This window comes from Immundisolibacter sp. (genome assembly GCF_014359565.1).
Lineage (GTDB): Bacteria > Pseudomonadota > Gammaproteobacteria > Immundisolibacterales > Immundisolibacteraceae > Immundisolibacter.
In genome coordinates this window covers 396,887-420,996 of record NZ_JACIZD010000002.1, presented here as the reverse complement: position 1 = coordinate 420,996, position 24,110 = coordinate 396,887, and the positions used below count along the sequence as shown (strand labels likewise).

23 protein-coding genes and 1 tRNA gene are annotated in these 24,110 nt (G+C 68.6%); 17 read left to right on the top strand and 7 right to left on the bottom strand.

What is annotated here, in order from left to right; all coding sequences use genetic code 11:
- Window positions 1-2 precede the first annotated feature (2 nt).
- The 3 genes from ispE to H5U26_RS05790 are packed head-to-tail and all read right to left on the bottom strand — an operon-like array spanning window position 3 to window position 3,149.
- The gene (gene ispE / locus H5U26_RS05800; RefSeq protein ID WP_290617562.1) at window positions 3-857 is read right to left on the bottom strand and encodes a 4-(cytidine 5'-diphospho)-2-C-methyl-D-erythritol kinase; all 855 of its coding nucleotides are present in this window, start codon (window positions 855-857) and stop codon (window positions 3-5) included.
- Window positions 847-1,467, bottom strand: coding sequence for a lipoprotein insertase outer membrane protein LolB (lolB, locus tag H5U26_RS05795; RefSeq protein ID WP_290617561.1), 621 nt, complete (start codon window positions 1,465-1,467; stop codon window positions 847-849). The genes ispE and lolB overlap by 11 nt, the downstream gene beginning before the upstream one ends.
- Entirely contained in the window at window positions 1,464-3,149 is a 1,686-nt protein-coding gene (locus H5U26_RS05790) for a tetratricopeptide repeat protein (protein ID WP_290617560.1), read from the bottom strand. The genes lolB and H5U26_RS05790 overlap by 4 nt, the downstream gene beginning before the upstream one ends.
- A 62-nt stretch (window positions 3,150-3,211) precedes the next feature.
- On the opposite strand from H5U26_RS05790, the gene hemA reads away from it, so the two are divergent.
- The 4 genes from hemA to moeB are packed head-to-tail and all read left to right on the top strand — an operon-like array spanning window position 3,212 to window position 7,234.
- Window positions 3,212-4,534 (top strand): glutamyl-tRNA reductase, encoded by a 1,323-nt coding sequence (hemA, locus tag H5U26_RS05785; RefSeq protein WP_290617559.1) that lies wholly within the window; start codon window positions 3,212-3,214, stop codon window positions 4,532-4,534.
- Window positions 4,531-5,616 (top strand): peptide chain release factor 1, encoded by a 1,086-nt coding sequence (gene prfA, locus H5U26_RS05780; RefSeq protein WP_290617558.1) that lies wholly within the window; start codon window positions 4,531-4,533, stop codon window positions 5,614-5,616. Before hemA ends, prfA begins: the two co-directional genes overlap by 4 nt.
- Window positions 5,613-6,479 carry a peptide chain release factor N(5)-glutamine methyltransferase gene (prmC, locus tag H5U26_RS05775; RefSeq protein WP_290617557.1) on the top strand — a complete coding sequence of 289 codons (867 nt, stop codon included), beginning with the start codon at window positions 5,613-5,615 and terminating at the stop codon, window positions 6,477-6,479. Before prfA ends, prmC begins: the two co-directional genes overlap by 4 nt.
- Window positions 6,476-7,234 (top strand): molybdopterin-synthase adenylyltransferase MoeB, encoded by a 759-nt coding sequence (moeB, locus tag H5U26_RS05770; protein WP_366055900.1) that lies wholly within the window; start codon window positions 6,476-6,478, stop codon window positions 7,232-7,234. The genes prmC and moeB overlap by 4 nt, the downstream gene beginning before the upstream one ends.
- Before the next feature lie 154 nt (window positions 7,235-7,388).
- Here the strand turns inward: moeB and H5U26_RS05765 are convergent, their stop codons facing one another.
- Together H5U26_RS05765 and H5U26_RS05760 are read right to left on the bottom strand one after the other, a co-directional pair.
- Complete coding sequence (locus tag H5U26_RS05765) at window positions 7,389-9,017, bottom strand: long-chain fatty acid--CoA ligase (protein ID WP_290617555.1); 1,629 nt, start codon at window positions 9,015-9,017, stop codon at window positions 7,389-7,391.
- Between the two features lie 104 nt (window positions 9,018-9,121).
- Complete coding sequence (locus tag H5U26_RS05760; protein ID WP_290617554.1) at window positions 9,122-9,649, bottom strand: peroxiredoxin; 528 nt, start codon at window positions 9,647-9,649, stop codon at window positions 9,122-9,124.
- A 78-nt stretch (window positions 9,650-9,727) separates the two neighbouring features.
- Here H5U26_RS05760 and adh point away from each other — a divergent pair, with 78 nt between their 5' ends.
- Together adh and H5U26_RS05750 are read left to right on the top strand one after the other, a co-directional pair.
- Complete coding sequence (gene adh / locus H5U26_RS05755; protein WP_366055885.1) at window positions 9,728-11,248, top strand: aldehyde dehydrogenase; 1,521 nt, start codon at window positions 9,728-9,730, stop codon at window positions 11,246-11,248.
- Window positions 11,248-11,646 (top strand): DUF779 domain-containing protein, encoded by a 399-nt coding sequence (locus H5U26_RS05750; protein WP_290617553.1) that lies wholly within the window; start codon window positions 11,248-11,250, stop codon window positions 11,644-11,646. The genes adh and H5U26_RS05750 overlap by 1 nt, the downstream gene beginning before the upstream one ends.
- Window positions 11,647-11,732: 86 nt before the next feature.
- Here H5U26_RS05750 and H5U26_RS05745 read toward each other — a convergent pair whose 3' ends face one another.
- Window positions 11,733-13,898 carry a TonB-dependent receptor gene (locus H5U26_RS05745; protein WP_290617552.1) on the bottom strand — a complete coding sequence of 722 codons (2,166 nt, stop codon included), beginning with the start codon at window positions 13,896-13,898 and terminating at the stop codon, window positions 11,733-11,735.
- 349 nt (window positions 13,899-14,247) lie between these two features.
- Between H5U26_RS05745 and thrS the strand changes: the two genes are divergently transcribed.
- The 11 genes from thrS (at window position 14,248) to H5U26_RS05690 (ending at window position 23,075) form a co-directional block, all read left to right on the top strand.
- Window positions 14,248-16,173 (top strand): threonine--tRNA ligase, encoded by a 1,926-nt coding sequence (thrS, locus tag H5U26_RS05740; protein WP_290617551.1) that lies wholly within the window; start codon window positions 14,248-14,250, stop codon window positions 16,171-16,173.
- 3 nt (window positions 16,174-16,176) lie between these two features.
- Window positions 16,177-16,692: a translation initiation factor IF-3 gene (gene infC, locus H5U26_RS05735; RefSeq protein WP_290617639.1), complete on the top strand. Its 516-nt coding sequence runs from the start codon at window positions 16,177-16,179 to the stop codon at window positions 16,690-16,692.
- A 67-nt stretch (window positions 16,693-16,759) separates the two neighbouring features.
- Complete coding sequence (gene rpmI / locus H5U26_RS05730; protein WP_290617549.1) at window positions 16,760-16,957, top strand: 50S ribosomal protein L35; 198 nt, start codon at window positions 16,760-16,762, stop codon at window positions 16,955-16,957.
- A gap of 33 nt (window positions 16,958-16,990) precedes the next feature.
- Entirely contained in the window at window positions 16,991-17,350 is a 360-nt protein-coding gene (rplT, locus tag H5U26_RS05725; RefSeq protein WP_290617547.1) for a 50S ribosomal protein L20, read from the top strand.
- Between the two features lie 69 nt (window positions 17,351-17,419).
- Window positions 17,420-18,439: a phenylalanine--tRNA ligase subunit alpha gene (gene pheS, locus H5U26_RS05720; RefSeq protein ID WP_290617545.1), complete on the top strand. Its 1,020-nt coding sequence runs from the start codon at window positions 17,420-17,422 to the stop codon at window positions 18,437-18,439.
- Between the two features lie 11 nt (window positions 18,440-18,450).
- On the top strand, window positions 18,451-20,835 hold the full coding sequence (gene pheT / locus H5U26_RS05715; protein ID WP_290617543.1) for a phenylalanine--tRNA ligase subunit beta: 2,385 nt from the start codon (window positions 18,451-18,453) through the stop codon (window positions 20,833-20,835).
- Between the two features lie 2 nt (window positions 20,836-20,837).
- Window positions 20,838-21,146, top strand: a complete 309-nt coding sequence (locus tag H5U26_RS05710) for an integration host factor subunit alpha (RefSeq protein WP_068803812.1) — start codon at window positions 20,838-20,840, stop codon at window positions 21,144-21,146.
- Window positions 21,124-21,480, top strand: a complete 357-nt coding sequence (locus H5U26_RS05705) for a MerR family transcriptional regulator (RefSeq protein ID WP_068803814.1) — start codon at window positions 21,124-21,126, stop codon at window positions 21,478-21,480. Before H5U26_RS05710 ends, H5U26_RS05705 begins: the two co-directional genes overlap by 23 nt.
- Window positions 21,481-21,508: 28 nt before the next feature.
- Window positions 21,509-21,585 (top strand) — tRNA-Pro (locus tag H5U26_RS05700).
- A gap of 70 nt (window positions 21,586-21,655) precedes the next feature.
- The gene (locus H5U26_RS05695; protein WP_290617539.1) at window positions 21,656-22,342 is read left to right on the top strand and encodes a protein-L-isoaspartate(D-aspartate) O-methyltransferase; all 687 of its coding nucleotides are present in this window, start codon (window positions 21,656-21,658) and stop codon (window positions 22,340-22,342) included.
- Window positions 22,302-23,075 (top strand): peptidoglycan DD-metalloendopeptidase family protein, encoded by a 774-nt coding sequence (locus H5U26_RS05690; protein ID WP_290617537.1) that lies wholly within the window; start codon window positions 22,302-22,304, stop codon window positions 23,073-23,075. The genes H5U26_RS05695 and H5U26_RS05690 overlap by 41 nt, the downstream gene beginning before the upstream one ends.
- Window positions 23,076-23,195: 120 nt before the next feature.
- Here H5U26_RS05690 and H5U26_RS05685 read toward each other — a convergent pair whose 3' ends face one another.
- Window positions 23,196-23,993 (bottom strand): SDR family oxidoreductase, encoded by a 798-nt coding sequence (locus tag H5U26_RS05685; protein WP_290617535.1) that lies wholly within the window; start codon window positions 23,991-23,993, stop codon window positions 23,196-23,198.
- Between the last annotated feature and the right edge of the window lie 117 nt (window positions 23,994-24,110).

Here is a 24,110-nt window from a genome sequence, read left to right as displayed (position 1 = left end):
GACTACCTGCCCGGGGTTGGATCGGGCAGCAACGGATGGCGATTCAGGCCGCGCGCCACCCAGCCGCGCCAGGGCGCCGGAAGCTGCGCCCTGGCGGCATCGGCCGCCTGCCGGGCGTCGAAACGCACAAACAGGCACCCTCCGGTGCCGGAAAGATGCGCCTGGCCAAACCGGGCCAGCCATCGGTATGCCGCGTCGATCTGCGGATACAGCGCGCTGACCACGGCCAGGCAGTCGTTGCCGGTGGGTCCGCTGCGGAACTGCGAAATTGTGATTGGCGGGGTATCGCGTGTCAATTTCGGATGCCCGAACACGCCCGTCGTGGCGACTGCCACGCCAGGATCGACGATCAGGTACCAGGGCTCGTCAAGCTCGATCGGCGTGAGCCGTTCGCCGACACCTTCCGCCCAGGCCGCCCGCCCGCCGACGAATACCGGCACGTCGGCGCCCAGCGCAAGCCCGATCGCGGCCAGTTCGTCGCGCGGCAGATCGAGTCGCCACAGCCGATTGAGCGCCAGCAGCGTGGTGGCGGCATCGGAGCTGCCGCCGCCGAGCCCGCCGCCCATCGGAATGCGTTTGCTCAGTTCGATGTCCACGCCCAGCCGGCAGCCAGTGTGCGCACGCAGCGCCTGTGCCGCCCGCACGCACAGATCCTGCTGCGGCGGCACGCCCGGCAGGGGCTTTAGCATGCGGATCTGGTCATCGTCGCGGGGGCGAAAGCGCAGTTCATCGCACAAGTCGACGAACTGGAACACCGTCTGCAGCAGGTGATAACCGTCCGCACGCCGGCCTACGATGTGCAGGAACAGGTTGATCTTGGCCGGTGCCGGCCAGGTGCGCCGGCTTTCAGGGGGCATGTTCCCCGGGTGTCCAGCGCTTGATGGCGAGGCGCAGTTCGACCTCGCCCTGGCGCGCCTGCAGCTTGCTCGGCAGCACCCACGGCGGCACGGGCTGGTATTCGAGGTAACGAATTTCCCAACCGTTCTGACGCAGCATCACCAGGCGGTTGTCGGCATCGAGCTGCTGCGCATCGACCGCGCCGGGGGCCGGCCGACCCAGCACCCAGTAGCGCAGGCTGGCCAGCGGTAACGGCGTCTCGGGCAGGGCATCGGCCAGCAGTATGGCGGCGCTCGAGGCTTCGACTGGCGGCTGGTCGGCGCGCTCAAGGCGCGCACCGGCGGTGTTTTCCGTCAGCCGCATGGCGCCGCGACCGAAGGCCCCGTGCAGGCGCAGGTCGAAGCCGTCGCTGCGTTGCCACCAGGCAACGCTGCCGCTGGCCGACTCGCCAGCACCTTTGAGCGCCAGGCGCCCCTGTAGGCCCCAGTCGCCGATCTGGTCGAGCGCCGCCAGACGGTCGGCCCACGACGTGGCCGGCAGGGTGGGTGGCACCGGTCCGCGCGCGGCGCAGGCCGACAGGGCGGCCACCAGCACCAGGGCCGCCAGGCGCATCATCGGCGGCAGGGTCACGGGTCGAGTTTGCTCTGCACGCCCAGCAGGCGGGCGTCCTTCGGCGACTTGTCCAGGCCCTCGGCCAGAACTTTGCGGGCCTCGTCGGTGCGTCCCTGTGCGTGCAGCACCTCGGCCAGGTGGGCGTAGACCTCGGCATCCGGCAGCAGGCTGAGTGCCCGTCGCAGGTAGCTCTCCGCGCCGACCAGGTCGCCCTTGCGGAACAGCACCCAGCCCAGACTGTCCAGGATGTAGGGGTTGTCGGGTGATTGCTCCAGTGCGCGGCTGATCAGTGTGTGCGCCTCGTCCAGGCGCTCGCCGCGATCGGCCAGCGTGTAGCCCCAGGCGTTCAGCGCGTTGGCGTTCTTGGGGTCGATTTCCAGAATACGGCGCAGATCCTGCTCCATCTCGGCGGTGCGGTTGAGCTTTTCGAGCACCATCGAGCGGGCGAACAGCAGGTCCATGCTGTCGGGCTCCTGCGCCAGCGCCTCGTTGATCAGTGCCTCGGCCTGGAGCGCGCGGTTGCCTTGCAGCAACAGGTCGGACTGCGCCAGCAACAACCGCGTCCGGTTGTCCTCGGACTCTGAAGCCGCTGCCGCCAGCAGCGCCACGCCGGCGTCCAGATCGCCCTGCTGCGCCAGCAGGTTTGCCCGTCGCAGCAGCGCATCGAGATAGTGTTCGCCGGCCTTGACCCGGGCGTAGTGGTCGATCGCCTGCGCCGGATTGCCAGCGTCTTCGGCGAGTTTGCCAAGATAGAAATTCGCCTGGTCGGCGCGTTTCTCGTCGCCGGCCAGTTTCAGCAGCTGTGCCCGCGCCGTGCGTCGGTCGCCGAGCTGTCCGGCCAGCAAGGCTGCCGCCAGGCGCGCATCGCCGTTGGCGGGGTCCTGTTTCAGTACTGTCTCGAAGGCATCCCGGGCGCCGGCGTAATCCTTCTCTTCCAGCAGTACCCGGGCCAGTGTCAGGCGCGCCTGTGCGTGCCGGGGATGGGCCTTCAGGAAGCCGCGCAGCAATTCGCTTGCGGCCTGCGACTGGCCGGTCTGCAGCAGGACCTGCGCCCGCAGCAGCAGCGCTTCGTCGACGCCGGGCTGCAATTCCAGCAGCCGGGCGGACGGCTTGTCGGCACGCTGCGCCTGCCCCAGACCCGTGGCGGCAAGGCTGTAGGCAAACAGGGCTTCCGGATCATCCGGGCGACTTTCGAGCAGCGCGTCGAGCACGCCCAGCAGCGTTTCGGGTGGGACGTTCTGGTTCAGCAAGCGCACCAGATTCAGGTAGTCCTGGCGGCTGCTGAAATTCTTGAGTGCCAGCAAGCTGCGCAGGTGCGTGCGCGCAGCCTCGGCGTTGCCGCGTTGCAGTTCAAGGCCGGTCAACAGCTGCGCCGCGTCGACGCTTTGCGGCTCGATGCGCTGCCAGGCTTGCGCAGCGGCAATCGCGGCCGGCACGTCCTGACCGTACAGCGCGGCCTGTACGGCGCGCCGGGCAAGCTCGGCATCGCGGGCCTGTTCGGCCACGGCGGTATACTTGGCCGCCGCCTGGGCGTAGTCGCCGTGCTGCGCGGCCATGTCGGCCAGCAGCAGCGCGAGCACCGCCTCGTCGCGGCGGGTGTCGCGCAGGGTCGCGATGGCGGCCGGCGGCGATGCAGGCGGTGGGCTGGCACAGCCCAGCAGCATCGAGCCGGCGACCAGGGTAAGCAATTGTTTGCGCATGCCGCTTAAGACCCAGTGGGCAGGGCGTCGGTTCCAGTAGCCCGCAAGCGACGGGCGGGTGCGTGTTCGCTGACTATTATGCGCCCGGCGTACGGCCGAGCTACCTGACCCGCCGTCACCTCGACATGCAGTTACTCGCCCTGGGCATCAACCACCACACCGCGCCGCTGGACGTGCGCGAGCGGGTGGCCATCCTGCCCGAGCGCATGGAGGCGCTACTGCGCTCCTTGCTGTTGCAGCCGGACGTGGCCGAAGCGAGCCTGCTGTCGACCTGCAACCGCACCGAGCTGGTGGCGGCGGTCGGATCGGCGGACTCGACCGGCGCGCTGGACTGGTTTCGTACCGTGTGCGCCGGCCTGCAGCAACCGATCGATCCGTACTTGGCCATCTTTCGCGGTCCGCTGGCGGCGCGGCACATGTTTCGCCTGGCCGGCGGCCTGGACTCGCTGGTGGTCGGCGAACCACAGATCCTGGGCCAGCTGAAGGAGTCCTATGATCTTGCCCGTCGCGTGGGCGGCGTCGGCAAGTGGCTGGGCCGCGCCTACCAGCAGGCGTTTGCGGTCGCCAAGCGCATCCGCACCGACACCGCAATCGGCGCCAATCCGGTGTCGGTCGCCTTTGCGGCGGTGACGCTGGCGCGGCAGATTTTCGGCGATCTTGCCCAGCATTCGGCGCTGATCATCGGGGCCGGCGACACCGCCGAACTGACCCTGCGCCACCTGCACGGCCAGGGCGTGAAGCGAATCACGATCGCCAATCGCACTCTGGCCCGCGCCCAGCAACTGGCCGCGCCCTACGGCGCGCAAGCGGTGCCGCTGACCGCCGTGCCGTCGCTGCTGGAGCGGGCCGACATCGTGCTGTCGTCCACCAACAGCGAGCTGCCGATCCTGGGCAAGGGCACGGTGGAGAGTGCGCTCAAGGCCCGACGTCGCAGGCCGATGTTCCTGGTGGATCTGGCCGTGCCGCGCGACATCGAGGCCGAGGTGTCCAGCCTGCGCGACGTGTACCTGTACACCGTGGACGACCTGCGCGGCGTGGTGCAGGAGGGCCTGCAGTCGCGCCAGGCGGCGGTCGGCGAGGCCGAGCGCATCGTCGACAGCCAGGTCGACGCTTTCATGGAATGGTGCAACGCCCAGCAGGCGGTGCCGCTGGTGCGGGCGCTGCGCGGCGGCATGCTGCGCACGCGCGATCTTGAAACCGAGCGCGCGCTGGCCGACCTGCGCCGCGGCCGCCCGCCGGAGCAGGTGATCCAGCGCCTGGCGCACGACCTGACCAACAAACTCGCCCACGGCCCGTCGGTGCGGATTCGCCGCGCCGGCGAGCAGGGCGACGCGGCCCTGCTGGACGCCGCCCGCCGCCTGCTGGGCTTTGACGAAACTCAATGAAACCGTCCATCGAAACCCGCCTGCGCCTGGCCAGCGAACGTAACCAGGAGCTGACCGTGCTGCTCTCGGACCCGGCCCTGTCCGACGACGGCCAGCGCTACGCCGCCCTGGCACGCGAGCATGCCGAGCTGACGCCGACCACCGACGCGTACCGCCGTTACCTGGACACCCTGGCCGCGCTCGAAGAGGCGCAGACCCTGGCAGCCGGCGACGATGCGGAGCTGCGCGAACTGGCCCGCCAGGAGCTGCCCGAGCTCCAGCAGCGCCTGGCCGACATCGAAGCCGAACTGCAACACCTGTTGTTGCCGGCCGACCCGGACGACCGTCGCAACATCTTTTTGGAAATCCGCGCCGGCACCGGCGGCGACGAGGCGGCGTTGTTTGCCGGCGATTTGCTGCGCATGTACCTGCGCTACGCGGAAGCGCAGGGCTGGCAGTGCGAGATCGTCAGCGCGCACGAGGGCGAGCACGGCGGCTACAAGGAAGTGATCGTGCGCATCGAGGGCCGCGGCGTGTACGCGCGCCTGAAGTTCGAGTCCGGCGGCCACCGCGTGCAGCGCGTGCCGGTCACCGAGGCGCAGGGCCGCATCCATACCTCGGCCTGCACGGTCGCCGTCCTGCCTGAAGTCGACGAAGTCGACGACATTCCGATCAACCCCGCCGACCTGCGGGTGGACACCTTCCGCGCCTCCGGGGCCGGCGGCCAGCACGTCAACAAGACCGATTCGGCCATCCGAATCACCCACCTGCCGACCGGCACCGTGGTGGAGTGCCAAGACGAGCGCTCGCAGCACAAGAACCGCGCCCGTGCCATGGCGCTGCTCAAATCCCGCCTGCTGGAGGCCGAACGCCAGCGCCAGCATGCCCAGGAAGCCGCCACCCGGCGCAGCCTGGTCGGTTCCGGCGACCGCTCCGAGCGCATCCGCACCTACAACTTCCCGCAGGGCCGCGTCACCGACCACCGCATCAACCTGACCCTGTACAAGATCGATCAGGTGATGGCCGGCGACCTGGACGCCCTGATCGAACCGCTGCGGCGCGAGTACGAGGCCGAGCAGCTGATGATCCTGGGGATCGCATGAGCGGCGTTGCCGCAACCGAACACGCCGGGCCGACCGTGCAGGCAGTGTTGGCCGCGGCGCGCCGGCGCTGCGCCGACAACAGCGCCGCGGCGGGCGATTGCGCCCTGCTACTGGCGCTGGCACTCGACGTGCCGCGTACCTGGCTGCTGGCCCATGGTGAGCAGCGCCCGGACGCTGCGGCGCTGGCCCGTTTCGAGACCCTGCTCCAGCGCCGCCTGGCCGGCGAGCCGATGGCCTATCTGCGCGGCCGGCAGGGCTTCTGGTCGCTGGAGCTCGACGTCACGCCGGAGGTGCTGGTGCCGCGTCCCGAGACCGAACTGCTGGTGGAGCTGGCACTGGCGCGCATGGGCGAATGCGGCCGGCTGGCCGATCTTGGCACCGGCAGCGGTGCCATCGCGCTGGCGCTGGCCAGCGCGCGGCCGCACTGGCAGATCGTCGCCACCGACCGCAGCGCCGCTGCGCTGGCGGTGGCCGCCGGCAATGCCGCGCGGCTGGGTTCGAGCGTGGAGTTCCGGCACGGCGACTGGTTCGCGCCGCTGGCCGGTGAGCGCTTCGACCTGATCGTCAGCAATCCGCCCTACATCGCCGCGCACGACGCCTGCCTGGAGGGCGACGGCGTGCGCTGCGAGCCGCGCGCGGCGCTGGTCGCTGGCGACGCTGGCCTGGCCGATCTGGCGGCGATCATCGCCGGCAGCGCGACGCATCTTTCGCCCGGCGGCGGGCTGCTGCTGGAGCACGGGGCCGATCAAGCCCCGGCGGTGCGCGCGCTGCTGGCCGCCTGGGCCTTCGACGCCATCGCCACCCACGCCGACCTGGCCGGTCGGCCGCGCGTCACCTTCGGTCGCCTGCCATGCGCGAACTGAACGACGACGAACTGCACCGCTACGCCCGTCAGCTGGTGCTGCCGGAGGTGGACTTCGCTGGCCAACTGCGGTTGCTGGAGGCGCGCGTGCTGATCGTCGGATTGGGCGGCTTGGGCTCGCCGGCTGCCCTGTACCTGGCCGGTGCCGGGGTGGGCGAACTGGTGGTGGCCGATCACGACCAGGTGGACGTCTCCAATCTGCACCGGCAGGTGCTGCACCGCACGGCGGACGTTGGCCGGCCCAAGGCCGAATCGGCCCGCGACGCGCTGCTGGCGCTCAATCCGACCATCCGCGTCACGCCGATTACCGGCCGCATGGACGCCGATACGCTGGCCGCGCAGGTGGCGGCCGTGGATCTGGTACTGGACTGCACCGACAACTTCGATACCCGCTTTGCCATCAACGCCGCCTGCGCGGCGGCCCGCAAGCCGCTGGTGTCGGGCGCCGCCATCCGCTTCGAGGGCCAGGTGTCGGTGTTCCGCCTGGACCGGCCGGATGCGCCCTGCTATCGCTGCCTGTACCGCGATGCCGGCGCCGAGGCCGAGCACTGCGCGCGGGTTGGCGTGCTGCCGCCGGTGGTCGGCGTGATCGGCGCCATGCAGGCACTGGAGGCGCTCAAAGTGCTGCTGGGCATGGAAACCGGCCTCGCCGGGCGGCTGCTGATCTTCGACGGCCGGCGCAGCGAGTGGCGCGCCATCGGCCTGCGCCAGGATCCGGACTGTCCGGTCTGCCAGGCCCGGCGGGCACCGGCCTGAGCCGCATCCATGGTGGCGCTGCCCTTGTGGGAGCGCCGCCCCGCCGCGAATCTTCAGAATCTTCGATCAAGCATTCGGCCCGAGGGCGGGTCTCCCACACTCGGAATGGGAGGCCGTGGCCGCGCATCGGCGCGCCCGGCCGGACTGCTGGCGCTCAGGCCTGATCGAACTGGCGCCGCAGCACCTTCTTGTCGAACTTGCCGACCGAAGTGCGCGGGATGGCGTCGATCAGGTGGATGTCCTCGGCATACGGAATCTGCCACTTGGCGAAGTCGCCGTTGCCGCCCAGGAATTCCTGCACGGCGGCCGGCGTCAGCTCCGCCTCGCGGCCCGGCCGGGGCACCAGGAAAGCCACCGGTCGCTCGTCCCATTTCGGGTCCGGACGCCCCACCACCGCTGCCTCGGCCACCGCCGGGTGCGCCATGAGCGCGTTTTCCATGTCGACGCTGGAAATCCACTCGCCGCCGGACTTGATCAAATCCTTGACCCGGTCGGCGATGCGCATGTAGCCGTCGGCGTCCAGCGCCGCCACGTCGCCGGTGCGAAACCAGCCGTCCTCGGTGAAGGATTTGCCGGCGCCTTCCATCTTGAAATAGCTGCTGATCACCCACGGCCCGCGCACCACCAGCTCGCCGACGCTTTGACCGTCGCGGGGCAGGATCTGGCCATCCGGACCCTCGATGCGCATCTCGATGCCCGGCACCGGGATACCGGCCTTCAGGCGCGCCGCGTATTGCTCCTCGGCACTGGCGTCGCGCATACGGCGCTTCAGGCGCGACACGGTGCCCAGCGGCGACAGCTCGGTCATGCCCCACAGCTGCACGATCGGCACGCCGTAGCGCTCGTCGAAGGCGCGCATCAGCGCCGCTGGCACCGCCGAACCGCCACAGGCCACGCGCTGCAGCGGCTTCAGATCGCCGCCGTGCTGCTGCAGGTACTGGTCGACCAGCATCCAGATGGTGGGCACGCCGGCGGCGAAGGTCACTTCTTCGCCGCGGATCAGATCCACCACGTCGGCGGCCTGCGGGTTGCGGCCGGGAAACACCAGCTTGCCGCCGAACATCACCCCCGCGAACGGCAGCCCCCAGGCGTTGACGTGGAACATGGGCACGAACACCAGCGCGCTGTCCAGCTGCGAGAAACCCATCACGTCGGTCATGCCGATTGCCATGGTGTGCAGGTACAAGGCGCGGTGGCTGTACACCGCACCTTTCGGATTGCCGGTGGTGCCCGACGTGTAGCAGATGGCGCAGGCGGTGTTCTCGTCGAGCTCCGGCAGCTCGGCCAGCGGCTGTCCGCCGGCCAGAAAATCCTCGTACTCGGTTTCGCCGCGCAGGCCGAAGTGCTCGCCACCGCCCTCGCGCATCACCACGAACCGGCGCACGCCCTTGCAGTGCTCCTGCACCGGCGCCAGCTGCTCGGCCAGCGATTCGTCGACGAAGATCATGCTGTCGTCGGCGTGATTGATGATGTACGTCAGCTGATCGGTGGACAGACGGATGTTGAGCGTGTGCAGCACCGCGCCCAGGCACGGCACGGCGAAGTACAGCTCCAGGTGCTGGTAGCGGTTCCAGGCGAAGGTTCCCACCCGGTCGCCGGGCTTCACGCCGGCGGCCCGCAGGGCTCCCATCAGGCGCAGCACCCGGTCATAGAACTCGCCATAGGTATAACGATGCACGCCGCCGGGTTCGCGGGTGGCGATCTGGCCATCGGCGAACAGGTCCCTGGCCCGGCGCAGGATCGATGTCAGCGTCAGCGGGTAGTTCATGATCAGGCCGTGCATCGTCGTCTCCTCGGGCGAATGCTTGTCGTTGGGGTGGGGCCGGTGCGCGGCCTGCGGCAAAGCTTAACTGGCGCCCTGTCGAACCGCCACGGCGCGGATGGCGATCAGTCGCCGGCCTTTTGAAGCCGCTCCAGGTCGGCCACTACCTCAGCGGCGTGGGTCTGCGGGTCGACCTCCAGATAGCGGCGGGCGATGCGGCCCTGCGGGTCGATGATGTAGGTCTGGCGCTTGGCCATCTTCACCACCATCAGGTCACGCAGCGCGCCGTAGGACTCGGCCACCTTGCCGCCCTCGTCTGCCAGCAGCGTAAACGGTAGCTTGTGCTTGGCGGCAAAGTCCGCGTGCGAGGCGACGTCATCCACGCTCACGCCGACCACCTCGGCGCCCAACCTGCGAATGCGCACGATGTCGTCGCGGAAGTTGCAGGCCTCGGTGGTGCAGCCGGGCGTGTCGTCCTTCGGATAGAAATACAGCACCAGCCAGCGCCCGGCATAGTCGGCCAGCGCGTGTGTCTTGCCGGCCTGATCCGGCAGGCTGAAAGCCGGCGCGGCGGCGCCTTCGGCGGGCGGTTCGGCGGCGCTGGCCAGTGCCGGCAGAAACAGCAGCAGCAGGGCAGTCAGCGTGCGTCGCATAAAGCCTCCGGTGGGGTCGGTGACGGCAGTTTAAGATGGCGAGCGCAGCATACCCCCCATCCGCAGGAGGAGACCCCCATGCGTTACGCCGCCCCCGGCACCCCGGGCGCCAAGGTCAGCTTCAAGCCGCGTTACGGCAATTTCATCGGCGGCCAGTGGTTGCCACCGGCCGGCGGCGAGTATTTCGAGGACATAAGCCCGATCACCGGGCGGGCGTTTTGCGAGATTCCCCGCTCGCAAAAGGACGACGTGGAGCGCGCGCTCGACGCCGCCCATGCCGCCAAGGCTGCTTGGGGCAGGACCTCCCCAACCGAGCGCGCCGGCCTGCTGCTGCGGATCGCCGATCGCATGGAGCAGAACCTGGAAATGCTGGCGGTGGCCGAGACCTTCAGCAACGGCAAGCCGATCCGCGAGTGCCTGGGCGCCGACCTGCCGCTGGCGGTGGACCACTGGCGCTACTTCGCCGGCGCGCTGCGGGCGCAGGAAGGCGCGCTGTCGCAGATCGACGCCGACACCGTCGCCTACCACTTCCACGAGCCGCTGGGCGTGGTCGGGCAGATCATTCCCTGGAACTTCCCGCTGCTGATGGCGGTCTGGAAGCTCGCTCCGGCGCTGGCCGCCGGCAACTGCGTGGTGCTCAAGCCCGCCGAACAGACGCCAACGTCCATCCTGGTGCTGATGGAGCTGCTGCAGGACCTGATCCCGCCGGGCGTCATCAACGTGGTCAACGGCTTTGGCGTCGAGGCCGGCAAGCCGCTGGCCTCCAGCCCGCGCATCGCCAAGATCGCCTTCACCGGCGAGACCACCACCGGGCGGTTGATCATGCAGTACGCCTCGGCCAACCTGATCCCGGTGACGCTGGAGCTGGGCGGCAAGTCGCCCAACATCTTCTTCGACGACGTCGGCGCCCGCGACGACGCCTACTTCGACAAGGCGCTGGAAGGCTTTGCCATGTTCGCGCTCAACCAGGGCGAGGTGTGCACCTGCCCGTCGCGGGCGCTGATCCAGGAATCGCTCTACGAGCGCTTCATGGAACGGGCCCTGCCGCGCGTGGCGGCCATCCGCGGCGGCGATCCGCTCGACACCGACACCATGATCGGCGCGCAGTCCTCGCAGGAGCAGCTCGAAAAAATCCTCTCCTACATCGACATCGGCAAGCAGGAAGGCGCCCAGCTGCTCACCGGCGGCACGCGCGTCATGCACGAGGGCGACCTGGCCGGCGGCTATTACATGGCGCCGACCGTGTTCAAGGGCCACAACCGCATGCGCATCTTTCAGGAGGAAATCTTCGGCCCGGTGGTGTCGGTGGCCACCTTCAAGGACGAGGCCGAGGCCCTGGCGCTGGCCAACGACACCCTGTACGGCCTGGGCGCGGCCGTGTGGTCGCGCGAGCAGAACACCTGCCACCGCATGGCGCGCGCCATCCAGTCCGGCCGGGTGTGGGTGAACGCCTATCACCTGTACCCGGCGCACGCGGCGTTTGGCGGCTACAAGCAGTCCGGCATCGGCCGCGAATGCCACAAGATGATGCTGGGCCACTACCAGCAGACCAAGAACGTGCTGGTCAGCTACAGCGAGCAGGCGCTCGGGTTTTTCTGATGGCCGAGCCGGCAGCCGCCCCGCCGCGGGTGGTGGCCACCGCGGCCGCGCTGGCGCTGATCGCGCGCCTGGTGGCCCGGCACGGGCCGCTGATGTTCCACCAGTCCGGTGGCTGCTGCGACGGCAGCTCGCCCATGTGCTATGCGCGCGGTGAGCTGCTGCTGGGCGAGCAGGACGTGTACCTGGGGGACATCGGCGGCCAGCCGTTCTACATCGGCGCGGCCCAGTACGAGTACTGGAAGCACACCCAGATCATCATCGATGCCGTGCCCGGTCGCGGCGGCATGTTTTCGCTCGAAGGCCCCGAGGGGATGCGCTTTCACAGCCGCTCGCGGCTGTTCGATGACGCCGAATGGGCGGCGCTGGTCACGCAGCCGCCGCAAGCGCTCCGGTCCTGAGCGGTTGGCCTTGCGCTGATCTGGCGAATTGGCAGTACGCGCGGGCGGGCACGGCAGGGGTTCTGCCGTGCCCGCCCCCGCAATAATCAGAAGCTGTAATTGACGGCCACGTAGAAGGAGCGGCCCGGCCCGGCCACGGCGGTGCCCCAGGGAATGCCGTTGATCGACATGGTCCGGCCCTGGCCCAGGTAGGTGCCGCCCAGCGGCAGCGCGTAGTGCTTGTCGAGCAGGTTCTCGATGCCGGCATCCAGGCGCACCTGCCGCCACTGATAGGCGCTGCGCAGGTGCAGCAGGTTATAGCCGGCGGTTTCGACCTCGTTGCGCAGGTCCGAGACCTGGTCCTTGCGGCCCACCCATTCGGATTCGAGCGCGTTGCTCCAGCGGCCGAGGCTCTGCGTGAGCGTCAGCCGTACATCCAGCGGCATGACGTCGTACAGGTCGTCGCCGCTGTCGCGGTTCTTGCCGTCGACGTAGTTGAGCACCCCGCGCAGGGCAAAGTCGCCGAAATCGGGCGTGCTGCCGAGCCGCACCGAGCCGGACAGGTCGACGCCGTACAGGCGCGCGGATGCGTTGTCGTACTTGAGCACGTTGAACTGCCGGGCTGTGCATGTGCCCAGGCAGCGGGCGTCGATGTAGTCCTCGACGCGGGTGTAGTAGGGGCTCAGGCGAATGTTCCAGCGCGCCTGCGCGGCGTCGTGCCAGTCGGCGGCCAGGCTCACCGTGCGGGCGATTTCAGGGTCAAGGTCCAGATTGCCGACGTAGCCGTTGCCGTCGCCAACGAAGTTGTTCATGACCGCCGCCATGGCCAGGGTCGACCAGGTATAGCGCTCGTAAAGATTCGGCGAGCGGGTCTTCTGGGCCAGTCCCAGCTCGAAGGTCTGCCGGGCATCCGGGGCGAAGCGCGCCAGGGCCGTCGCGTCCCAGTTGTGGTCGGTCTTGTCGTGGTTTCTGGCGTTGAATGCGTTGGCGTCGGCCGCGTACATCATGCTGTAGCCGGCGGCCGGTCCGGCATCCATCCTGACCGTCTCGTGGCGCACGCCCAGCAGGCCTTGCCATTGCGCGCTCCAGCGGCTTTCCCATTCGCCGAACACGGCGTAGCGGTCGCGCTGGCCGTCGTTGATGTTCCAAAAGGTGCCCGGCGCCATCATCATGCCGCTGCCCGACGGCGACCACCAGTCATCGAGCCGGTAGCGCTGGTACTCGCTGCCGATGCGCAGCGTGCCGGTGGCGGTGAGCGGCATGGCGGCGCTGAGCGTGGCGCCGGTGTTCCTGCCCTCGCTTGCCATCGGCATGCCCGGCGCGTCGCCGTAATAAAACTGCTTGTCGTCGCCGAAGTTCATGCGGTGGTCGGTGGCGTCGTGGTAGAGGCGGGTTTTGAGCTCACCCCAGCGGTACTGGCCGGTGTAGGCAAGGTTCACCTGATCGCTTTGGTTGTCGGTCAGGTCCATGCGCTGGTTGGGAAAGCCCTCGTAGGGGATGTGCTGGCGGGCATATTTCAGTTCCAGCAGATGCCCATCGCCACGCAGGGCCAGCCGGCCGGCTTGGTTGATGGCCTTGTAGGCGCTCGAGCCGACCTCGTCGCCGTCCAGCCAGCCGCGGCCCAGCGCCGCCGGACCGGCCGGCTTGAACGCGTCGCCGGCGTCGTAGTTGTTGGCCTCGGTGCCGGCGCCGGTGTACAGGAAGCTGGCATTGGCCCCGGCCACGCCGGCGGCGATGTGCGCGCCGCGGGCCTCGCCGTTGCTGCGGTAAAAGGCGCCGGCCTCGCCGGTCACGCGGGTTTGGCCGGGCGCCGCAAACGCCGCCGGCGCCGAATCGACGACGATGGTGCCGCCGATGCTGTCGCCGCCGACGCTGACCGGCGTGACGCCGGCATAGACGGCGATGCGCGCCACCGCCGTCGGGTCCAGATACGACAGCGGCGAGTTCATGTGGTTGGGGCAGGCCGACACCAGGTCCATGCCGTCGACCTTGATGCGCAGCCGGTCATCGGCCAGGCCGTGGATGGCCGGCAGGCTGGACACACCACCGGCGCCGCGCAGGCTCACGCCGGGCAGGTCGCGCAGCAGGCTGGCGGTATCGCTGCTGCGGTAGCGCAGCGGTGCAAGGGCCGCTTGGTCCAGGATCGAGGTGTTCAAGGTCTGGCCGCCGGTTTCCCCGGGGGCGGTGATGACGATGCGGGTCTCGGCCGCGAGCGGGCCGGATAGCGTGGCCAGGACAGCGATGGCGAGCGAGCGCCGAACGGATGAGGGCATGAGGTTCCCGGTCTGGATGAAGCTGGTAGGCGCTGGTGCCATTTGGCAGGCACGCAGCGCCACTCAGGCTAGCCGGATCGCCGCCGGCCGGGGATGCGGCATGGTGTCGCAGGACGCGCGGAGCGACCGTGCAGGAGCGTTCGGAACTGGCTCCGGCCGATCGGTCGGCCGGCGCGATCAGCGCGGTTTGGTGCCCGCCGGGGCTACCCCGGCGCCCGGGCTTGCCGGTTGCGCGTGATAATCTGCGCGGCTGTCGGTGGCCACGGTTCTGGTCGACTTCAGCCGTATTCGAGCCGCTCCCCGACGTGCCACCCACCGCCGGTCAGCCGGTAGTTCACCTGGAGGCCCCGTGCCCGAAATCCGCCTGCCCGACGGTTCCACCCGCAGTTATCCGCAGCCGGTCAGCGTGGCGACGGTGGCGGGCGACATCGGCCCCGGCCTGGCGCGCGCGGCGCTTGCCGGCAAGGTGGCCGGCAAGCTGGTCGATACCTCGTACGTGATCGAGAACGACGCGGATCTGGCCATCATTACCGAGCGCGACCCGGACGGCCTGGAGGTCATTCGCCACTCGACGGCCCACCTGCTCGCCTACGCGGTCAAGGAGCTGTTTCCCGAGGCGCAGGTCACCATCGGCCCGGTGATCGAGAACGGCTTCTATTACGACTTCGCCTATAGCCGGCCATTCACGCCGGACGATCTGGTCGCCATCGAAAAGCGCATGGCGGAGCTGGCCCGGCGGGACATTCCGGTGACCCGGCAGGTGCTGCCACGCGACGAGGCCGTGGCGTTCTTCCTGGCCCAGGGCGAGAAGTACAAGGCCGAACTGATTGCCGCCATCCCGGAAGGCGAGGACGTGTCGCTGTACCGCGAGGGCGATTTCGTCGACCTGTGCCGCGGGCCGCATGTGCCGTCCACCGGCAAGCTCAAGGTATTCAAGCTGATGCGCGTGGCCGGCGCCTACTGGCGCGGCGATTCGCGCAACGAGATGTTGCAGCGCATCTACGGTACCGCCTGGGCCAAGAAGGAAGACCTCGACGCCTACCTGCACATGCTGGAGGAGACCGAGAAGCGCGACCACCGGCGCATCGGGCGTCAGCTGGACCTGTTCCACCAGCAGGAAGAAGCGCCCGGCATGGTGTTCTGGCACCCGAAGGGTTGGGCGCTGTGGCAGACGCTCGAGCAGTACATGCGCCAGGTCTACAAGGAATCCGGCTACCAGGAAGTGCGCTGCCCGCAGATCCTGGATGTATCCCTGTGGAAGGCCTCGGGCCACTGGGACAACTACCAGGAGAACATGTTTTTCACCGAGTCGGAAAAGCGCGAATACGCGCTCAAGCCGATGAACTGCCCGGGTCATGTGCAGATTTTCAAAGCCGGCCTGCACAGCTACCGTGAGCTGCCGATCCGCTATGGCGAGTTTGGCGCCTGTCACCGCAACGAGCCCTCGGGCGCCCTGCACGGCATCATGCGCGTGCGCGCCTTCACGCAGGATGACGGCCATGTTTTCTGCACCCCCGAGCAGATCGAATCGGAAGTAACCGATTTCCACCGCCAGGCGCTGAAGGTCTATGCGGCCTTCGGTTTCGAGCAGGTGGCGGTCAAGATCGCCCTGCGGCCGGACAAGCGGCTCGGTTCGGACGCTGTGTGGGACAAGGCCGAGGCGGCGCTGCGCGCGGCCCTGGGCGCCTGCGGCGTGGCCTGGGAGGAGTTGCCCGGCGAAGGCGCCTTTTACGGCCCCAAGATCGAGTACCACCTGAAGGACGCCATCGGCAGGGCCTGGCAACTTGGCACCATGCAGGTGGATTTCATGATGCCCGAGCGCCTGGGTTGCGAGTATGTGGCTGAGGACAACACCCGCAAGGTGCCGGTCATGCTGCATCGGGCCATCGTCGGGTCGATGGAGCGGTTCCTCGGCATCCTGATCGAGCACCACGCCGGGGCTTTCCCGCTGTGGCTCGCTCCGCGTCAGGCGGTGGTGCTGAGCATCACCGAAAGTCACGCCCGCTACGCCTCGCAAGTGGCCGAAACTCTGCGCGACGCGGGCTTGCGCGTGGAGGCCGACTTGAGGAACGAGAAGATCGGCTATAAAATCCGCGAACATACCCTGCAGCGTGTTCCCTACTTGCTGGTCGTCGGCGAGCGGGAGTGCGCCAATTCAACGGTGGCCGTGCGTACGCGCTCCGGCGAGGACAAGGGCAGCCTGCCGCTGGCAGATGTTGTCGCGACCCTCGTTGCCGAAGTTGCGAACCGCGGCCATTGCGTTACGGAGTGCTGAGACATCGCGAAAGAGAAAAAACTCCGCGTCAACGAGGAAATTACCGCCTCGTCCATACGCCTGATCGGCCCGGAAGGCGAACAGGTGGGCGTGGTCAGCCGCATGCAGGCGCTGGAAGCCGCTTCCGAAGCCGGGCTCGATCTGGTGGAAATTTCGCCCAGTGCCGAGCCGCCGGTGTGCCGGATCATGGACTTCGGCAAGTTTCTGTACACGGAGAGCAAGAAACAGCAGGTCGCCAAGCGCAACCAGAAGCAGATTCAGGTCAAGGAGGTCAAGTTCCGGCCCCAGACCGACGATGGCGACTACCAGGTCAAGCTGCGCAACCTGCTGCGGTTCTTCGAGGAAGGCGACAAGGCCAAGATCACGCTGCGCTTTCGCGGTCGCGAAATGGCGCACCAGGAGCTTGGTCGCGAGCTGTTGCAGCGCCTGGAGGACGACCTCAAGGGCGTGGCGGTGGTCGAACAATACCCGCGGCTGGAAGGCCGCCAGATGGTGATGGTGATGAGCCCGCGCAAATAGGCGCGAGCCCACGCAGGCGCTGCCCGTCGCGGCGCTTCACAGAACAGTATTCAGGAGTAATGAAGCCGTGCCCAAGCTCAAGACCAAACGCGGCGCCGCCAAGCGGTTCAAGAAAACCGGCTCTGGGGCGTTCAAGTGCGGCCATTCGCACCTGCGCCACATCCTGACCAAGAAAAGCTCCAAGCGTAAGCGGGGCCTGGTCGGCACCACCCTGGTGTGCGCTTCCGATACGGCCTCCGTGCAGCAGATGCTGCCGTACGCCTGACGCTCCCGCAGTTCCCGCACGAGTCACTGAGTCATGCCTAGAGTCAAACGCGGCGTCACCGCCCACGCCCGCCACAAGAAAGTCCTGAAACTGGCCAAGGGCTATTACGGCGCCCGCAGCCGCGTGTTTCGCGTCGCCAACCAGGCCGTCATCAAAGCCGGGCAGTACGCCTACCGCGATCGCCGCCAGCGCAAGCGTCAGTTCCGCGCGCTGTGGATCGTGCGTATCAACGCCGGCGCGCGCCAGTCGGGCCTGTCCTACAGCCTGTTCATGAACGGTCTGCACAAGGCCGGCATCGAGGTCGATCGCAAGATGCTGGCCGATCTGGCCATCCACGATGCGGCCGCTTTCGAGGTTCTCGCGCAGCAGGCCCGGGCCGCCCTGGCGAGCTGACACGAAACGAGCGCGCCACGCGCCGAACGAAGGGCAGCCTGGTCTGCCCTTTTTTTGTTCCGAATCGACATGACCGACCCGCAGCACCTTGCCCAGGAAGCCCAGCGCGCCATCGCCGCCTGTCATGACGAGGCGGCCCTGGAACAGCTGCGCGTCGCCTATCTGGGCCAGAAGGGCGCCGTGGCGCAGCTGCTGCGCGGCCTGCCGCAATTGCCGCCCGAGCAGCGGCGCGACTTTGGCAAGGCGGTCAACGACGCCAAATCGGCCATCGAGGCCGCCACCGAGGCCCGCCGCGAGGTGCTGCGCGAGGCGAGCCTGATCGCCCGCCTGCAGGCCGAGCGGGTCGACGTCACCCTGCCCGGCCGCGGCGAGCAGCCGGGTGGGCTGCATCCGATCACGCGCACGCTGGCCCGCATCGAGATGCTGTTTCGCGGCATCGGCTTCGACGTCGAGGAAGGCCCGGAGATCGAGGACGATTTCCACAACTTCGGCGCCCTGAACATCCCGGCCGACCATCCGGCGCGGGCCATGCACGACACCTTCTACCTGCCGTCCGGTCTGCTGCTGCGCACGCACACCTCGCCGGTGCAGATTCGCGTCATGGAACGCAGCAGGCCGCCGGTGCAACTGATCGCCCCCGGCCGCGTCTACCGGCGCGATTCGGACCTCACCCACACGCCGATGTTCCACCAGGTGGAAGGGCTGATGGTCGACGAGGGCGTGAGCTTTGCGCACCTCAAGGGCGTGCTGATCGAGTTCCTGCGCCGGTTTTTCGACCGCGAGGACTTGCCGATCCGCTTTCGGCCGTCGTTTTTCCCGTTCACCGAGCCGTCGGCGGAAGCCGACATCGGCTGCGTCATCTGCGACGGCGCCGGCTGCCGCGTGTGCAAGCACACTGGCTGGCTGGAGGTGCTCGGCTGCGGCATGGTGCATCCGAACGTGCTGCGCAACGTCAATGTCGATCCGCAGCGCTACACCGGCTTCGCGTTCGGCATGGGCGTGGAGCGCCTGGCCATGCTGCAGTACCGGATCGGCGATCTGCGGCTGTTCTTCGACAACGACCTGCGCTTCCTGCGCCAGTTCAACTAGGCCGCGCGCGGATGAAAGTCAGCGAAACCTGGCTGCGTGAGTGGTGCAATCCGCCGCTCGACACGGCCGGCATTGCCCAGCGCCTGACCATGGCGGGTATCGAGGTCGGCAGCATCGAGCCGGTGGCCGAGGCGCTGGAGAATGTCGTGGTGGCACGCATCGTGACCACCCGCCCGCATCCGGACGCCGACCGCCTGCGCCTGTGCGAGGTGGAAGCGATTCCCGGCGAGGCGCTGCTCAATATCGTCTGTGGTGCACCCAATGCGCGGCCGGATCTGCGCGTGCCTTTGGCCAGGGTCGGCGCCCGCTTGCCGGGTGGCCTGCACATCAAAAAGAGCAAGATTCGCGGCGAAACCTCCGAGGGCATGTTGTGCTCGGCGCGCGAACTCGGGCTCGGAGAAGGCCAGGCCGGCCTGCTCGAACTGCCGGCCGACGCGCCGGTCGGCCAGCCGCTTGCCGACTACCTGCAGCTCGACGACCGCATCATCGAGGTCGAACTGACGCCCAACCGCGGCGACTGCCTGAGCCTGTCGGGCCTCGCCCGGGAACTTGCCGCGCTCACGCAGACCCCGTTGTCGCCGCCCGACATCGCCGCCGTTGCGCCGGTCAGCCCGCGTCGCTTCGGCGTGCGACTGGAGGCGCCGCAGGGCTGCCCGCGCTACCTGTGCCGCGTGGTCGAGAACATCGACCCGCAGGCGAGTACCCCGCTGTGGCTGCAGGAACGCCTGCGCCGGGCTGGCCTGCGTAGCCTCGGGCCGGTGGTGGACATCACCAACTACGTGCTGCTGGAACTGGGCCAGCCGCTGCACGCGTTTGACCTGGAGCGCCTCAGCGGCGACATCGTGGTGCGCCACGGGCGGCCCGGTGAGCGGCTGCGGCTGCTCAACGAGCAGGACATCGAGGTCGGTGCCGAGCTGTTGTTGATCTGCGACGACACCGGGCCGTTGGCTGCAGCCGGCATCATGGGCGGGGCGGACTCGGCTGTGGGCGACGCCACGCGCAACGTGCTGCTCGAAAGCGCCTTTTTTGCGCCGCGCGCCATCGCCGGACGGGCGCGGGCGCTGGGGCTGCAAACCGACGCTTCGCAGCGTTTCGAACGCGGCGTGGACCCGCAGCTGCAACGACTGGCCATCGAACGGGCCACGCGGCTGCTGCTGGACCTGTGCGGCGGCCAGCCGGGGCCGATCGTGGAAGCCTGCGCCGAGGCCGAGCTGCCGGCCACGCCGTCCATCCGGCTGCGTCAGACGCGGGTCGAGCACGTACTGGGCACGTCGCTGCCGTCTGACGAGATCGAAGCCATCCTGCAGCGGCTCGATATCGATGTCACGTTGGAATCAACCGGCGTCTGGCAGGCACGCCCCCCCAGCCGGCGCTTCGATCTTGGCTGCGAGGAAGACCTGATCGAGGAGCTGGCGCGCGTTCACGGCTACGAGAACCTGCCCAGTATCCGCCCGGCACCGCGCGGCAATTTCCCGGCCGCCGACGACGACCGCGTCTCCCGCCAGCGGCTGGCCCTGGCCCTGGTCGATCGCGGTTATCAGGAAGCCATCACGTACAGTTTCGTCGACCAGACCCTGCAAGCCCTGATCGACCCGCAAAACCAGCCCCTGGCGCTGGCCAACCCGCTGTCTGCCGAACTGGCCGTGATGCGCACCAGCCTGTGGCCCGGCCTGCTGGCGGCCTATGCGCACAACGCCAACCGCCAGGCGGCGCGGGTGCGGTTGTTCGAAACCGGACTGCGGTTTGTGGACGACGGCAGCGGACTGCGTCAGGACGCGCAGCTGGCCGGATTGATCGCCGGCCCGCGCAGTCCCGAACAATGGTCGATCCCGGCGCAGCCGGTGGATTTTTTCGACCTGAAGGCCGACGTCGAGGCGCTGCTGGCCATCACCGGCTGCGCCGACCGGTTCAGCTTCGAGCCGGCCGAACATCCGGCGCTGCATCCCGGCCAGAGCGCCCGCCTGCTGCGCGCAGGCCAGCCGGTCGGCTGGCTGGGGCGCCTGCACCCGGCTCTCGAGGCGGAACTGAAAATCGATTCGCCGCTGCTGTTCGAGATCGAGCTGGCGGCACTGACCGCCGGGCGCGTGCCCGCCTACGCAGAAGTGTCGCGTTTCCCGGCCGTGCGCCGCGACCTGGCCATCGTGCTGCCGAACGACGTGGCTGCCGCCGATATCCTGGCCACGGCACGCGCCGCCTGCGCGCAGGCGCCGGTGCAGGAGCTGCTGATCTTTGACGTATACCAGGGTCAGGGCGTGCCGGACGGCTACAAGAGCGTCGCGCTTGGCATTACCCTGTCTGCCACCGAGCGCACCCTGACTGACGCCGATGTGGAGCCGCTGATCGCCCGCCTGCTGCGGGCGCTCGCCGAGGCCCACCGGGCGCACCTGCGAGACTGAACATGAACAGCACCCTGACCAAGGCCGAGATGAGCCAGCTGCTGTGCAGCGAGCTGGGCGTCAACAAACGCGAGGCGCGCCAGATCGTGGAGTCCTTCTTCGAGCACATGCGCGCGGCGCTGGCCCGTGGCGAGGGCGTGAAACTGTCCGGCTTTGGCAATTTCACCTTGCGCCAGAAGCGCCAGCGCCCGGGTCGCAACCCCAAGACCGGCCAGGAAATTCCTATCACCGCGCGCCGTGTGGTAACTTTCAAGCCCGGTCAACAGCTGAAGCGTCGCGTCGATACCTATGCTGGAACCGTCGCAGAATGACCAGTTGCCGCCGATACCGGGCAAGCGCTATTTCGGTATCGGCGAGGTCAGCGAACTGTGCGGCGTGCGGCCCCACGTGCTGCGCTACTGGGAACAGGAATTCCCGGAGCTGACGCCGGCCAAGCGCACCGGCAACCGGCGCTACTATCAGCGTCAGGACGTGATTCTGATCCGCCAGATTCGCAGCCTGCTGTACGAACAGGGCTTCACCATCAGCGGCGCCCGCCAGCGCCTGGGCGGGGAGGCAGGCCGCCAGGATGCGGACCGCACGGCGCAGCTGGTGCGCCAGATGCGGCAGGAACTGGAAGAGGTTCTGGCGATACTGAAGACCTGATGCGGGCCGTCGCATCACATCGATTTCTCGGGGCGTGGCGCAGCCTGGTAGCGCACTTGACTGGGGGTCAAGTGGTCGGAGGTTCAAATCCTCTCGTCCCGACCAATTCTGCACGGGGCAATTTCCGGCCGGAGATTGCCCCGTTTTGCTGCCGCGCCGGTACATCTCCAAGCCGATGAGCAACCCGTTCCGTGCCGATTCCGGTTCCGGCCAGCAGGCCGCCGGCATCGGCATGACCTCGCAGCGCACGCGTGACCGGCTGGTCGAGACCCTGGCGCAGCTGTCGCCGCTGGATGCGCGGGTGCTGGATGTGATGCGTCAGATCCCGCGGCATCTGTTCGTGGAGGAAGCCCTCGCCAGCCGTGCCTACGACAACGTGTCGCTGCCCATCGGCCACGGCCAGACCATTTCCCAGCCGCTCACCGTGGCGCAGATGACCAGCGCCCTGCTGCAGGGGCCATCGCTGCGCCGGGTGCTCGAAATCGGCACTGGCTCGGGCTACCAGACCGCCGTGCTGGCGGCACTGGTGCCGGAGGTGGTCAGCATCGAGCGTATCGGCGCCCTGGCCGCCCAGGCCCGGCGCGTGCTGCGCGACCTTCGCGTGCGCAACGTGGCCCTGGTGGTCGGCGACGGCAGTCAGGGCCTGCCGGGCAAAGGTCCGTACGACGGCATCCTGATCACCGCCGCGGCGGCTACGCTGGCGCCGCAGCTGTTCGAACAGCTGGCCCAGGACGGACGGCTCATCGCGCCGGTGGGTTCGCGCGAGCAGGTTCTGCGCCGCTTCACCCGAACCGCCACCGGCCTGCACGAGGAACGCCTGGGTGCTGCGCATTTCGTGCCGCTGCGGCGCGGCCGGGGCTGAGGCGCCCGGCGAGGCCCCGCAGGCTGCCTTGCGCCCTGCGCTGGGCGGCCAAGCGGCGCGCGTGCTGCTGGCGCTGGTCATTGCGCTGATCCTGGCCGGCTGCGCCGGTCGATCCGGCCGCCCGCCGGCGGTTTCGCCAACCGCGTCGTCGCATGCAAGCGCCTCGCTGCCAAGTGGCGAACATGTCGTCCAGCGGGGCGAGACGCTGGCGATCATCGGCCGCCGCTATGGCATCGATTACCAGGCATTGGCGCGCCTGAACGGCATCCGGTCGCCCTACACGATCTATCCCGGCCAACGCCTGCACCTGCCCGGTGCGGGCGGTGCTCCTGCGGCCCCGCCGATCGCGCCGGCCGGCGGCTGGACCTGGCCGACGGCCGGCACCACGCTGCGTGGATACGTGGCCGCCCACGGCGGCAACAAGGGACTGGACATCGCCGGCCAGATCGGCCAGCCGGTTCGCGCCGCGGCCGCCGGCACTGTTGTCTACGCCGGCAACGGCCTGCGCCAGTACGGCAACCTGCTCATCGTCAAACACAACGAGGATTACCTGAGCGCCTACGGTCACTTGCAGAAAATCGCCGTGGCCGAGGGCAGCACTGTCAGCGGCGGTCAGACCATCGCCAGCATGGGCAGCCCCGGCGATGGGCGCGGCGTGCTGCATTTCGAGATCCGTTACCGCGGCACGCCGATCGACCCGGCCGCGGTGCTGCCACGGCCATCGGGCGGCTGATCGACAGGGCAACGTTGACTAACCGGCTGATGACTGGGTGCCTGCCGCGCGCGGTGGCACCGCCGGTTGAATTGCATCAATGGCCGCGCCCTCCATGCTCCGGCGCAGGCGGCCGCGACGCTACAAATACACGCCCTGCGTGCTGTTGCCGTCCACGGTGATGACGCTGCCGCAGATATAGGCCGCCCGCGCCGAGGCGGCGAAGCAGATGGCGTCGGCCACGTCCTGCGGGTAGGCCATGCGGCCCAGTGGCAGCGCGGCGTCGATTTCCGCCTGCAGTTGCTCGGGCGTCTTGCCTTCGGCAGGCGCGCGGGCATTGATCAGGCGCGTCCAGCGGTCGGTGGTCACGCCCGCCGGCGCCACGCCGACCACCCGGATGCCCTGCGGCGCGCACAGGTCGGCAAAGCTCTTGGTGAAGTTGAACAGCGCCGCGTTGCTGATGCCCACCGGCATGTAGGAGGCCTTGGGGTTGCGCGCGGCGGTGCCCAGCACGTTCACGATGACGCCGCTTTTCTGCTCGCACATGATCGGGTAGACGGCCCGGCAGGCGCGAATGTGGCACTGCAGCTTCTGGTTCCAGCCGGCCAGCCAGGCCTCGTTGCTGATGTCGGCAAAGTCGCCGGCCGGCAGTTTGCCGGCGGCGTTGTTGACCAGCACGTCGACGCGTCCGAAGTGTTGCCGGGCAGTTGCCATCAGGGCGTCGACGTCGGTGTCCACCGTGACGTCGCAGGTGACGGTTTGCACCTGCGGCGCACCGGCGGCCGTGGCCGCTGCGGCAGCGGCCGTGAGACCATCCGCGCCGCGCGCCGCCAGCAGCAGCCGGGCGCCTTCGCCCGCAAAACTCAGCGCCGTGGCCAGGCCGATGCCCTGGCTGGCGCCGGTGACGATGACGACTTTTCCTGCCAGTTCCAGATTCATGACCATCCTCCTCGAAAGCCTATCGGCGGGTCGCGCCGCACTATACAGAAGCCTTTTTCGCCAGCCCTACGCCAGCCGGCGCCGTCCACGTTTGCCCGATCGTCCTGCAGGGCACCG